Source organism: Cumulibacter soli (genome assembly GCF_004382795.1).
Classification (GTDB): domain Bacteria; phylum Actinomycetota; class Actinomycetes; order Mycobacteriales; family Antricoccaceae; genus Cumulibacter; species Cumulibacter soli.
The window spans coordinates 314587-327324 of the sequence record NZ_SMSG01000005.1 but is presented as its reverse complement, the minus strand read 5'-3'; the positions used below and the strand labels follow the sequence as shown (position 1 = coordinate 327324).

The 12738-nt window shown below is 64.3% G+C and carries 11 protein-coding genes and 1 riboswitch; of the genes, 3 read left to right on the top strand and 8 right to left on the bottom strand.

Going from position 1 to position 12738, the window contains the following annotated elements:
• Window positions 1-20: 20 nt before the first annotated feature.
• Both E1H16_RS12930 and E1H16_RS12925 read right to left on the bottom strand, forming a co-directional pair.
• The gene (locus E1H16_RS12930; RefSeq protein ID WP_134324283.1) at window positions 21-1073 is read right to left on the bottom strand and encodes an ABC transporter substrate-binding protein; all 1053 of its coding nucleotides are present in this window, start codon (window positions 1071-1073) and stop codon (window positions 21-23) included.
• 38 nt (window positions 1074-1111) lie between these two features.
• On the bottom strand, window positions 1112-2101 hold the full coding sequence (locus tag E1H16_RS12925; protein ID WP_208379043.1) for an ABC transporter substrate-binding protein: 990 nt from the start codon (window positions 2099-2101) through the stop codon (window positions 1112-1114).
• A gap of 114 nt (window positions 2102-2215) precedes the next feature.
• Window positions 2216-2366, bottom strand: a riboswitch (cobalamin riboswitch).
• Window positions 2367-2482: 116 nt separating this feature from the next.
• Here E1H16_RS12925 and E1H16_RS12920 point away from each other — a divergent pair.
• Window positions 2483-3130 (top strand): nitroreductase family protein, encoded by a 648-nt coding sequence (locus E1H16_RS12920; RefSeq protein ID WP_134324282.1) that lies wholly within the window; start codon window positions 2483-2485, stop codon window positions 3128-3130.
• A 120-nt stretch (window positions 3131-3250) separates the two neighbouring features.
• Here E1H16_RS12920 and E1H16_RS12915 read toward each other — a convergent pair whose 3' ends face one another.
• From E1H16_RS12915 to E1H16_RS12890, 6 genes are all read right to left on the bottom strand, one after another.
• Complete coding sequence (locus E1H16_RS12915) at window positions 3251-4090, bottom strand: DUF169 domain-containing protein (protein WP_208379042.1); 840 nt, start codon at window positions 4088-4090, stop codon at window positions 3251-3253.
• Between the two features lie 169 nt (window positions 4091-4259).
• On the bottom strand, window positions 4260-6179 hold the full coding sequence (locus E1H16_RS12910) for a choice-of-anchor G family protein (protein ID WP_134324281.1): 1920 nt from the start codon (window positions 6177-6179) through the stop codon (window positions 4260-4262).
• Window positions 6176-6985: a hypothetical protein gene (locus E1H16_RS18435; protein ID WP_166741755.1), complete on the bottom strand. Its 810-nt coding sequence runs from the start codon at window positions 6983-6985 to the stop codon at window positions 6176-6178. The genes E1H16_RS12910 and E1H16_RS18435 overlap by 4 nt, the downstream gene beginning before the upstream one ends.
• Complete coding sequence (locus E1H16_RS12900) at window positions 6982-7647, bottom strand: signal peptidase I (RefSeq protein ID WP_134324279.1); 666 nt, start codon at window positions 7645-7647, stop codon at window positions 6982-6984. The genes E1H16_RS18435 and E1H16_RS12900 overlap by 4 nt, the downstream gene beginning before the upstream one ends.
• A 51-nt stretch (window positions 7648-7698) precedes the next feature.
• Window positions 7699-8367 (bottom strand): SipW-dependent-type signal peptide-containing protein, encoded by a 669-nt coding sequence (locus E1H16_RS12895; RefSeq protein WP_134324278.1) that lies wholly within the window; start codon window positions 8365-8367, stop codon window positions 7699-7701.
• A gap of 573 nt (window positions 8368-8940) precedes the next feature.
• Entirely contained in the window at window positions 8941-9609 is a 669-nt protein-coding gene (locus E1H16_RS12890; protein WP_134324277.1) for a TetR/AcrR family transcriptional regulator, read from the bottom strand.
• Window positions 9610-10021: 412 nt separating this feature from the next.
• Between E1H16_RS12890 and E1H16_RS12885 the strand changes: the two genes are divergently transcribed.
• Both E1H16_RS12885 and E1H16_RS12880 read left to right on the top strand, forming a co-directional pair.
• Complete coding sequence (locus E1H16_RS12885) at window positions 10022-11008, top strand: hypothetical protein (protein ID WP_134324276.1); 987 nt, start codon at window positions 10022-10024, stop codon at window positions 11006-11008.
• A gap of 195 nt (window positions 11009-11203) precedes the next feature.
• Window positions 11204-12733: an acyl-CoA carboxylase subunit beta gene (locus E1H16_RS12880; RefSeq protein WP_243837849.1), complete on the top strand. Its 1530-nt coding sequence runs from the start codon at window positions 11204-11206 to the stop codon at window positions 12731-12733.
• The last annotated feature ends 5 nt before the right edge of the window (window positions 12734-12738 follow it).

Genomic DNA, 12738 nt, shown 5'->3' with positions numbered 1-12738 from the left:
TCCGCTGCATCTTGCTCGGCCTAATCCTCGCTGGGCGGGACCAAGTCGGGGTGCAGGAGCGAAGCCATCAGTTCGATCGCGTAGGCGACGCGGACCCCCGCCGCGCGGTCAGCAAACAGGAACGGATACACCTGCTCGCTCTGCACCGCCGACATACCTGCCAACGCGGGGTTCTGCATAAGCGTCTGCACTTCTTCCACGCCGTCCTCGCGGGTATAGGAGGCGTCGCAACACGTGCTGGTGACGATGACGTCGGGGTCACGGTCAATCAGCTCTTCGAGATCGATGTCCACATGGCGCTTATCGACGAGGTCGGCGAACGCGTTCACCCCGCCCGCATGCTCGATGATCTGGGTACCGAAGTCGATACCACCGGCGACGCGAATGCCCCCACCTTCGTCCAGCAGGACGATCGCGACGCTGGGCGTATCTACTCCAGCGAGCGCCTGCTCGACGGCGGCGATGCGTTGCTGCTGGTCCGCGATGACCTCCTCAGCGCGCTCCTCGACATCGAATAGGACGCCGAGGTCATTCAGGTCGTCGTAGATCGTTTCCACATCGACGGAAGCGGGATCAATCGCCTCATCGGAGAGCCCGTCTTCACTAGGACACAGCGGACTGAGGATCCAACTTTGGATGCCTAGTTCGGCCAGGCTTGCCCGAGTCCCGAAACCCTCATCACCAGCACCATCTTCGGTGAAGACGTTGTTATACCCCGACAGGATGAAGTCAGGCGCGGTGGCCAACATGGCCTCGCGGCTGGGCAGTTTCTCCACATACGGAACCTCGCTCTGGGCCTGCGTGTATTCCGGCAGCACCTGTGCATCAAGGAACGCGGTCTCGATCAGGCGATCGCTGATACCTAACGCGTGCGCGATCTCGATGGCCGGCTGATAGGCGGCGTATACGCGTTCAGGCGGTTCACTTACCGTGACGTCGATTCCGCAGTTCTCAACGGTGACGGCATCCGCGGCAGAGGATCGGTCGTTCGCGTTGGCAGCGCACGCGCTCGTGCCCACCAGGCCTAAACACGCGGCAACAACGGCGAGCCTTCGGTAATGAAGCAAAGTCATGCGACTATCCCTCTTTAGGTGTGAGTGTGGATGGCGCTTTATGCGGGTTCCTGCACCAGGTGTGGGTGCAGAATCGCGGCGACCATCTCGATTGCTTGGGCAGCGCGGATGCCGGCGCTGCGATCGGCTAACAGGAACGGGTAAACCTGATCGTTCTCGACCGCGGTGACGCCGGCGAGCGCGGGATGCTGCAGGATTGCCAGAGCGTCCTCGTCGCGGTTCTCGACGGTGTAACTCGGGTCGCAGCAGCTGTCGGTGAGAATCACGTCGGGGTCGCGGGAGATCAGTTCTTCGGCATCGACGATGATTTTGCGATCGGCATCGAGATCGGCGAAAACGTTCTCGCCGCCGGCGTGCTCGATAATCCGGGTGCCGAAGTCAGTGCCGCTGACAATGCGGAAGGTTCCATCTTCGAGAGCTCGGACGAATGCCACTTTGGGGCGATCTGCGCCGCTGACGGCTTCCTCCACGGCCGCGATGCGAACCTGCTGGTCCGCGATGATCTCCTCCGCCTGCTCCTCGACGTCAAAGATCACACCCAATCCGCGCAGGTCGTCATAGATCGTCTCGACGCTGACGTTCTGCGGATCAAGTGCCTCGTCCGACAAGCCATCCTCCGTCGGACACAGCGGGCTCAGGATCCAAGTGCGGATGCCCAAGTCGGCCAGGCTCGCCCGGGTGCCGAACGTGCCGTCCTCGGCGAAGGGATGATTGAAACCCACAAGGACGAAGTCCGGATCCATCGCCAGCAGACCCTCCCGACTCGGGAGGTCCTGGGTGTATTCCAGGTCCGCTTGGACTTGCGCGTATTCCGGCAGGATCGCGGCGTGCAACGTACTGGTAGCGACGAGTCGGTCGCTGAGCCCCAGCGCGTGCATGATTTCAATTGCCGGCTGTTCAGATGCGAACACACGCTCGGGCGGATCGCCAACGGGGACATCGATGTCGCAGTTCTCGACCGAGGCGCCCCCAGACGCTCGCGCCTCTGGGCTTGTTTCGGCTGAGCAGCTCGCTAGCGATGCAGCCACAGCCAAACACGCGAGCAAGACCCAGGGGCGACGTCGCCTGCCGAGAAGGTGGGATGAAGTAAAAGAAGCGTGCACGACTTCGCGCAGCCTTTCTCGGGGTACGCCGCCCCGACACTGAAAGGTACGAATGGGGCGAGTATCTGGCTCACGGGCACGTGTCTGTGCACCGTCTACAGTGGCGGTACCGCGCCGGATTCACACCGGCTTCCTCGGGTCCCATCGCAATGGACTCGTCGAGATTAGCACCCGGCAGTTTCCCCTAGTGTTGAGCGGGTCGCTACGCCCGAAGGCGCGCCGACGGTGATGTCGGCAGCAGATCGCTTTGACAGCAGCGTGACTACATCCGTTGGTGCACTGAACTGTTCGGGCTAGGGTCAAGTCATGACGATTTCACCTGAACAGAAGCAGGCCACCGACTGGCTGTTGAGCACCACACGCGCCGTCCGCAAACGTCTTGACCTTGAGCGCCCGGTCGAGCCCGAAGTCATCCTCGAATGCCTTCGCCTGGCCGTACAAGCCCCCACGGGCAGCAATTCCCAGGGATGGCGCTGGATGATCGTGACGGACGAGGCCAAGCGCGCCAAACTCGCCGAGTTCTACAAGGAAGTCGGGCGTAAGTATATGGCCACGAAGGGCCAGGAGGAGGCCGACGAGCAGACCGGACGCGTACGTAGCTCGGCTGCATACCTCGTCGATGTCATTGAGCAGGTACCGGCGCTGGTCATCCCTTGCATCGCGGGAAAGCCGGCAAATCTGGAAAGCGCCGCAGGATTCTTCGGCTCGATTCACCCGGCGATCTGGAGCTTCTGCCTAGCGCTGCGTTCGCGCGGCCTCGGATCGGTGTGGACGACGTTCCACCTGGCCCACGCGCAGGAAACCGCCGAACTGTTGGAGATCCCCGAGGGCTTCACGCAGGCGGCGATGCTGCCGATCGCCTACACCAAGGGCACCGACTTCAAACCCGCCGCCCGCGGGCCGATCGAAGACATCACGTTCTGGAACACCTGGGGCGAATCAACCCCGGCGTAATCCGGCCGCACTTGGCCATTCTGCGGGGCAGCGAGCAACGGTCTGGGCCGATTATCGTTACTCGCTCCCCCGCAAGTCGGCGTGCCGACGGCGCACTCGTCGTCGGTTTCGCGTGGGGGCTCAGGTGTAGGAAACACCGAGTCCGGCGCGCGCATCCGACTGGATGCCGTACTGCGGTATCGGGTAGCGGAATCCGTTACGGCCCAACGCATCCAGCCCATCGAGCATCCCCGGTAGGTACTCCGGCGGCAGCGCCAACAAGAGTTCGTCCTCGAGGACGCCGCCGTACCGACGCTCGGCGTAGCACGGGATCGACATCGACGGTTCCCGAGTCGCGAGCGCCCTCCCCCACGAGTCGGCGCACGATGACTCCCCGACGCAGGACCACTCAAACTTCTTGTAGCCCGACCACTGCAGCCCGTTGATCATCAGAATCGACTGTGCGGGGGTGGCATAAATCAGGACGACGTCCGGCGGGTCGAGTCGGCCGGAGGCTAGCGGTGACACGGCCATCGCCTCGTACAGGTTGTCGGGCACCGTATCCATCGCATGCTGGTGTCGCGACGCTTCCTCCTGATCGGCGAACCACACACCGGCCATGCGGTCGCCGGACAGCCACGACTCATCGCGCGGGTGCAATCCGATCACCGCACCACACTGTGGGCCGACGAGGTCGTCGTTGGTGATTCCTACGGTGAAACCGATCCGAGCTGCCTGCGCGACGATTTGGTCGGTCGTGTGGATCGCCTTCGGACGCCGGATCTTCGGCACAGCCTCCATCTCGGCGACCGTCGCGAACAGCTTCATCCCCACCGGCGTAGTACGCAGCCGCAGCAGCCGATTCAGGCGGTCGGTCAGCGCACTCCAGTCGGTTTCACTCGGTCCCAACAGCGCCGGCGGCTCATCCTGCGGTCGGCGACTCGGCATCGGGAGGTTCACAGGTTGGGCGGTGTCAGTCATTTGGCCACTCCTCACGTCCCACCCAGACTATGACCCAGACCACTACAGCCGACAGCGGGCCTCAACCCCGAGAACTGCGGTGGGTCCATCCTCGAATCGAGAATGGACCCACCTCAGCGTTCTGGTGCTACCTGAAGATCGACACCGTCACGAGTGTCGATGCGTTCACTCAGTACCCCGCGCAGTCAACCGCCGCCGTCGCGACGGCGCAGCCCGGCCCCACCGAAGCCCGACCGAGGTGCACGTTGACGTGATAGGCGCCGAGCAGATCAAGTACGCCCACCCTGATGGCCGACACATCGAACTGGCCCTCGGGCAACGTCGCCCACTCCTGCGGTTCAACATCGTTCGGATCGGACGTGTCGTTCTGCGCATTGATCGTCAGCGCGACGATTCCGCTGAGGAACAGCCCGTTGTAAAGGTCGCTGACCAGGTTGACGACAGGTGCGGTCAAGCCAGGCAACGCGTTGACCGCTCCGGTGACGACGGGGTCCAGAGTGTCGTTCACTACCGTCCCGACCAGACCGGCGGTACCACTCACAAGATTGCTGACCAATCCGGCAATCACCGTCCCAACCACGCCGTTCAGGAGATCCCCTACAAGGCCAGGCAGACCGGGCAGGACCTCGAAGCCTGCGGTGACCTCTTGCACGCCCGGATTCGGGCCGCTGTCAAGCAACTCGGCGAGGGTGCATCCCGGTCCCGCCGTCGTACTGCCCGTCGGGCGGCAGTCGACGGCGACCTCGATATCGCCAATCGGGAGGGTACCGAGAATCGTGGTGAGTTCAAGGTCAATGCGCACGCCAGCGGTGATCGTCGTCTGGCCGATCGCCGTGGTGATTGCATTCTGGACGTTCACGATCCAGTCGGCCAGCAAGGCGCTGACCCGATCGACCAACTCGTTGAGGACGCCGGGATCCGCCAGCGGATTGGTGTTCGGAGCGAGTCCGTTGAGTCCGTCGGTGTAGGTCCCCGGGTACGCCGCTTCCAGCAGCGCCGCCGTGTTGACCTGGACGGTGCCGTCGCCGAGGTTGACCGTGATCACGCCGCCGGTATCGGTGAGGGTGTCATCCAACAACGCCTGAACCCCGCTCAGGTCAACTGTGGCAGTGAGATCGGCGGTGATCTCACCGAGGCCGAGATTATTGGTCAGCGTGCCCAACAACCCCGTGACACCACTGACGAGGGAGTCGACGACGCCTTCATCGCTCGCGAGACCGTTGACCGTGCATTCGAGCAGTTTCACGGTGCTGAGCGGCGTATCGGAGCATTGCTCCTGCTCCGAGCCGCCGATAGCGCTCACCAACTCGCCGATCAGCGGCGTGGAGAAGCCAAGATCGGCGGATGCGGCGAGATACTCGCGGTTGACCGTGTCGGGGTCCGATCCCCAGAGGTAGTCACAGGTCGAGTAGCTGGCGCGCCCCGCAACGGCGCCAAGTTCCAAGGTGAGATCTGCGACGTTGGACAGCAGCGTGCCGAGTCCCAGGTCACCGAGCAGGTCAGAGTTTAGGATTTCGGAGAGTTGCAGTGTTGCCAGGTCCGGGTAGTCGCCGGTCTGTTCGTGCGACAGATCGATACCACCGGAATCCGTGATCAACCCACTGGCGCCGACCGCGGTGCCATCGGACTGTGCTTGACCGAACTGCCCCACGACACCGGTCGAGGCATCGGCCGGTAGTTCCAGCAGCCCAGTGAGGTCGAGATTGAGCAGGCTCAGCACTTCGGCGGACAGCGGATCGGCGTACGCGTCAGGCAGACCGCTGACGGGCGTGCCGGCGGTCTGCACCATCGAGCGGGACCCATCGTTGGTCACTTCTACGCGTTCTGCCTCGGCGATGCTGTCGAGATTGATGTCCAGCAGCGAACCGCTGAGGAACCGCCCCTCGGCTCGGGTGGCGAACTGGCCAGCCGGCTCCACACAATCAAGGGTGCCGACCCCATCTGAGTGCACCCACTCGGCGTCGTTCCACGTCGCGTTGGTCGCTACCAGGGTCTGCGCGAGGAGCGCGGACGTCGTCACCATCGTCGCGGCGAGCACAGTGGTGCCGCGACCTCGCAAGACGGACCGGGGCTTGGTGAAGATCTTCATGATTCCTTCCCGGGCTCACGCCGCAGCATGACGAGTCCGGAGCCGATTCCGATGGCACCGATGGCAAGTAGGGCCAGGGCACGGACATCCGCACCCGTTGACGCGAGGGAGTCCGTCGGTGGCGTTCCCGTCGACCCGGGACCCGCTGGGGGTGCTCCGGTCGGCGGCGTACCCGTCGGTGGCGTACCTGTCGGTGGCTCACCGGGGTCGTCCGCCCCGGACGCGTGGAAGCCGACGAAGATGTCGGCGCTGGCGCCGTCGTCGTAACTCGCATCGTCCGGTAGCGACAAGGTGACCAACACCTGTTGCGGATCAGTCGGGGTGATTTCGCCGAGCTCGTAGAGAGCGCCCGCGGACGAGACCGCGCTGAGCGACGTGACTGCGAGAATCTCACTCTGCTCACCGTCGCACGCAGGCTCTGTGACCGAAGGATCGTAGTACTCGCCAGAACAAGCGCTAACCGCGACGAGCAACTGGTCCTGCTCGATCAGTTCCCCGCTGGCATGCATTTCGACGGTCAGCGCCCCACTCGGCGCGTCGTCGAGTTCTGCCTGGATCAGCCAATGGGCACTCTCGCCGGGAGCGAGCTCGACGTGTAAGGGACCGCGGTCATCGACAGCGAGGTGCAACAGCCCGGGCACGCCCGTCTCAGTCACATCCTCGAACGCGGCCCAAGCACGATCAACCGTCATGACTGCGCCAACCGCGAAGACGGCGGTCGATAGCGCGAGTACCCCGAACGTGGCGGCGCGCCATTTCGCCCGAGCCCCCTTGGGGCGCATTGGGCGTGCGTCGTTCGCCGTCATCTGTTAGCTCCCAAGATTTCGTGGGCCAATTCCGCCGAGGAATCAGCCGGATCCGTACCGGCACGGTCCGCGCTGCTGGGATTCGCATCGTCGTCCGGCGGAGGATCTGTGGATCCGTCCGATTCGGCATAAGCGGAGTCTTCCGAATCCGGTATCTCCCGGGCCGGCCAGAATGCCCAGGTGGTCAGCGCACCGACCAGCAGGATCATCAAGCCCATCCCGATAGGTGTCTTGAGCCAGGTGAGTACCGCACCGGCGTTCGCGAGTGAGAAGACCACTTTCTTCGCGTCGGTCACTACGTACGGCTCGAAATCGGCCACATCGTTGTCATCGCCCTTGAGCACGAGCTCGCGCGCGTTGTCCGGGATCCCGTCCGGCGTGGTGGCTTCCTCAGGGGTGCGCACCTCCACAACCCGGTGTGTCACCGGAAGTGACTCGCCCGGACGCTGCACGGTGACGACGTCGTTGACCTTGATCTCGGACGCCTTGACGGGCATCGCAACCGCGATTGCACCCTGCGGCATGCTCGGCGCCATCGACCCGGTCCGGAACGTGATCAGGCTGGCACCGGTCGTCGCCGCAAGCACGAACCAGCAGACGAGACCAACTGCTGTCGCGACGATTAGCGTCGTGACAGTAGCTCCGATGATCTTCTTGATCATTGCGGTCGGTCCCGTCTGCTGGTTCGGCTAGTGCGCTTCAGCGCGCAGTATTTACGCGTCGACGGATTCGGAAGCGAACTCCCAAGCGGGGGCGATGGTGAGGCCCTGCAAGGTGTCAGCCGCGTCATCCGGCAGCGTGAGCACGAAGCAGTAGTGCTGAGTGGAGCCGGACTCCGCTGCCAGGTCCTGCGGCGCCGTCGCTGCGTCGTCGAGTCCGCCGGTGAGGATCGCAGTCCAGTCGGCAGCGTCGAAGTCGGCCGGGGTGCACGCCGGAGGGGTAGCGCCGGCTGCCGTGTAGACATCGACGTCGATGGCCGCCCAGAGCGCGCCATCGGGGTCGTCGATCGTGATTCCGGCTGAGGCGACCGCGCCCTGCAGGTTTACGGTGGCGGCGAGCGAGTCTTCGGTGGTTTGCAACGCGACGGGCGCGTAGATGCTGTCGCCGGGGGTCAGGCTCAGGGCGCCGGCGGAGAACAGCAGCGCACCGCCGGGGTTCTCCTCTTCATCGGTCCATCCCGTATCGGCGTACGGCGAGCTGGTGTTCTGCTGCACCTCGAAGTCGCTGGTGCCGACGCCGGGAGTCTCGCCGTCCACGCTGCCACTGACCCACTCCGAGTCGGTCCACGACGCCAGGGTGAAGCTGGCGCCGACTCCGACTACGAGCGCGCCCGCGGCAACGGCCGCGATCTTTCGCATTTTCCGTGACTGCTGAGTAGCCATGGAGGTTCCTTTCGAGTACATAGGTCCGATGCGTTCATCAGTCCCGGCGCAGGGCACGCCAAAGTAGACGCATCGGTCGGATTGGGTGTCGGGCGCGACCCGTGAGATGCCCGGATCGTTCTGTCGGTCGGACATTCTCAACGCGAGGATCACGCTGCTGTTCGCCGATATAACTGGCGTCCAGCACCGCACTCGGAAGTAGTTTCACACCCAGCACACAGGTCGACAAGGGTGAAAACTGTGCGCCGATTTCATCACCCTGGGTGATGCTCGTATCACCCCAGTACGAGGCCGCGGACACCATCGATCGCATGTCGATACGGGGTCGTTAGGGACCGAGTCAGTCAACCCACTTCTCCGGACGCCGTGGGTGTATGCACACCGGTAGCGCAACGGCGTTGGTTGCCGGTCACCTGCCATCGGCAGCTCGCCGAAAGGGCGCTCGAGTGGTGTGGGCGATCCCGATCCCTTGCTACACAACGCGAGCATGTGGAGCGGCTCGAGGACGCGAAACGGCGCTGGGAAGCGGCGCCGCGATTGCGGCGAGCTAGCCCGCCCGCAGTAGCGTGGTAGCTACAGTTGCTCGATCTCGGACTCGTCCAACCCGAGCCCGCGCGCCCAGATCTTGGTCAGAACCGGAACTGCGGCGTCGATCTCCTGCTGCGAGCGACTCTCCACCCACACGTGCGCGAAGCGTTCGATCATCCCGCCGAGGACGTCCGCAGCCACCCGGGCATCCAGGTTCTCGTCGGCCAGTCCTTGCTTCTGCAAACGCCGGACGCCTTCTTCATTGCGCTCGACGAACCGCTCCCGGATCTGCCGCGCCAGACCGCGAGTGAAGTCGTCGTACGCGGCGACCTCGGTCATCACACTCATCATTCGGGCGTTACGGGCATACGCCTGCACGTATCGTCGATTTGCTGCTTCGATCCGCTGTACCGGATTGTCCGCGCGAGTTCCGCTTGGTCGCGAGAAATTGAACATCTCATTCGTGACCTGCTGGACGACCTCCTGGAAGATCTCTTCCTTGGAAGCAAAGTAGGTATAGAACGACCCGTACGACGCCCCGGCTTTACGAGCAATATCCGCGATTCGCGCGTCCTTGAAGCCAGACTCCTCGAAAACCTCACGCGCGGCGGCGACGATCGCCGCGCGCTTGCGGCGACCTCGCTCGGTCGCTGGCAACGCTTCACCGTTGGACACGTGTGCGGCACTCGCCTGCGCCGGGACGGCCTTCGTCATCGCGTGCTCCTTCGAGTCATACCACACCGTATCGGAAACTTGACACGATTGTCATGTTTGCGTCGAAGTGTCGGCGCGAGCAGACAAGTGGATCCCTCGCGCGGCCCGCGCCACCACCACGCGCGACGCGTGCACCAACTCGCTGCCGCCCCCGAACCGGCAGCGACCGCGCGACTAAATATCGCCACTTCCCACGGCGGGTGCCGCGCGCCGAACGCTCCCGGTCAGCTCTGCACGAGTCGCATCGTGAGACCCAGGTGAGGCCAGGAGCGAATTTGGGGCCGATCTCGGTGAAGCACTTCACGATCGTTACCGACTCGTAACTTCCGGCGTAGCCTGGATGGCCGTTCCTCGGCGCCTGGGGCGCCTGGAACGGCGACTCGATCACACCGCGATGAAAGAACCTGGACCCTTGACCGACCAGCAGTTCCCCAGCCGACCAACCACCGATACCAGCCCCGCCACAAGCGCTACCGCGACGTTGACTCCCGAGGTCGAACGACGCGATGACGGCGAGGCCCGCACCACCCGACGCAAGATCGACCTGTCATGGAATGGGCTGCTCGCGGGCGCGTTCGCGGCAGTCATCGCCGCCGCGCTCGGCGCACAGCTCGGTGTCGCGGGCACGATCATCGGCGCCGGCGTCGGTAGCCTCGTCTCCGGCGTCGCAAGCGCCCTGTTCAATGCCTCGCTCGAGGGCAGCCGTGACGGCCTGCGGATCGCGTACGACCGCGCAGCGCGCCGACGTACCGACGCGCCGCAGCCCACAACGCTCGAGGCGGCACGCGAGGAAGGTGCAACGACCGCCGGATTCCGGACGTCGCGCGCCAGTGACTGGATACGTTCGCTGCGCACGAAATGGCGGATCGCCCTCGTCGGCACCCTCGCAACATTCGTGGTCGCTTTCGGCCTGATCACCGCCTACGAATCCCTGACCGGCTCCTCGCTGTCCGGCGACCACGGATCAACCACGATTTCGCGTATCGCAGAAGGTACCGGCGTCGCGGCCAAGCCAACGCAGGCGCCGCCCAACCCGCTCGACAACAGCAATACGGGCGAGGTGGCCGAACCAACCACCCAGGCACCCGCACCGGTACCTGGCGAGCCAACGACGACCGAACCGGCAGCTCCCACCACGGACACGGAGAGGTCGGCGGACGCGGATAAGAACGACGCCGAGGCCACCGACACCACGGAATCTGATACCGACACCGCGACCGACGACGGCCCGGCGACCGAACCGGACGGTACCGACACGGACACCGATACCAATTCAGGCACCGACTCGGGCTCGGGCGCGGACGAATCGACCGACACCGAGCAGGGCGGGACTGCCCCAACGACTCCGAACGAGACTCCCACCCCGGCACCGAGTCCCGATACCGCGTCGACGGGCTGAGCGCGGTCGCCTGGCCGAGCACCGGGTGGGTGGCTGCACGACACGATCGCGGAACTTGACACATTTGTCAGAACTGGCCGAGAGTGAGCACTGCGCGTCGCAAACCCGTCTCCGACCAGCGCTGGAGGAACCGTGCCGCCTATCCATTCCCGACTCAACACGAGATCACCGGAATACGTCGCGAACCGTGAGGCGATGCTCGCCCTGCTAGACGAGATCAACGCCGAAAACGAGAAGGTACTCGCCGGAGGCGGACCGAAGTACGTCGCGCGCCATCGCGAGCGCGGCAAACTTCCCGCACGCGAGCGCGTCGAATTACTCGTCGACCGCGGCGCACCGATGCTGGAGCTCTCACCCCTGGCCGGTTACGGCACCGAGCACCCGCTCGGCGGCGGCATGATGATGGCGATCGGTCAGGTCGAAGGAACCGAGTGCCTGATCATGGCCAACGATCCGACAATTCGCGGCGGATCGCAGTCTCCGGTCAGCGTCGCCAAGGCGCTACGCGGCTACGAGATCGCCCGAATAAATAAGCTTCCGTTGATCAACCTGACCGAATCCGGCGGCGCCGACCTGCCATTTCAGTCGCAGATTTTCGTCCCCGGCGGCGCCACATTCAAGGAGATCAGCCGGCTCTCGAAGAACGGCGTCCCGACCCTCGCACTCGTTTTCGGATCCTCCACGGCCGGCGGGGCGTACGTCCCTGGCATGAGCGACTACACCGTATTCGTCAAGGGCGGCGCGAAAGTGTTCCTCGGCGGTCCACCCCTGGTGAAGATGGCAACCAATGAGGACGCCGACGAGGAGACCCTCGGCGGCGCCGAGATGCATGCGAAGCAGTCCGGTTTGGCCGACTACCTCGCCCGCGACGAGTTCGAGGCGATCGCGCTTGGCCGGCAGATCATGCGACACCTGCGGATGTCGCGTCCGGCCCCCGACGGCGCCACCGGACCAGATCCGGTGTACGACCTCGACGAACTCCTCGGCGTACCGTCGGTCGACCCTCGCATTCCCTACGACATCCGCGACGTCATCGCGCGCACCGTGGACGCCTCAGAGTTCGAAGAGTTCAAACCGCTCTACGGCGCGAACCTGGTGTGCGGGTGGGCGCGGCTGCACGGACGCGATATCGGCATTCTCGGGAACAACGGGATCTTGTTCAGCGAGGAATCACAGAAGGGCGCCCAGTTCATCCAGCTGTGTAACCAGCAGTCGATTCCGCTGCTGTTCATCCACAACATCACCGGTTTCATGGTCGGCACCCGGTACGAGCAAGGCGGAATCATCAAGGACGGCGCCAAACTCATCAACGCGGTCTCCAACTCGTGCGTGCCGCACTACTCGCTGATGGTCGGCAACTCGTACGGCGCGGGAAACTACGCGATGAGCGGCCGCGCCTACGATCCGCGGTTCGTTTTCTCCTGGCCGACGCACAAGATCGCCGTCATGGGTGGAAAACAACTCGCTGGAGTTCTTTCCATCGTGCGCGAGAATGCGGCGAAGGCCTCCGGGCGCGAACTCGACGCGGACGCCGAGGCACAGGCGCGCGCCGCGGTCGAAGCGCAGATCGACTCCGAACAGACCGCGTTGTACGCGACAGGTCAGATTTGGGACGACGGAATCATCGACCCACGCGACACCCGAACCGTGCTGGGGCTTGCGATGTCAGCTGCCCGCGGTAACCCGATCGACTCTGAACGCGGCTACGCCGCCTACCGGATGTGAGTGAG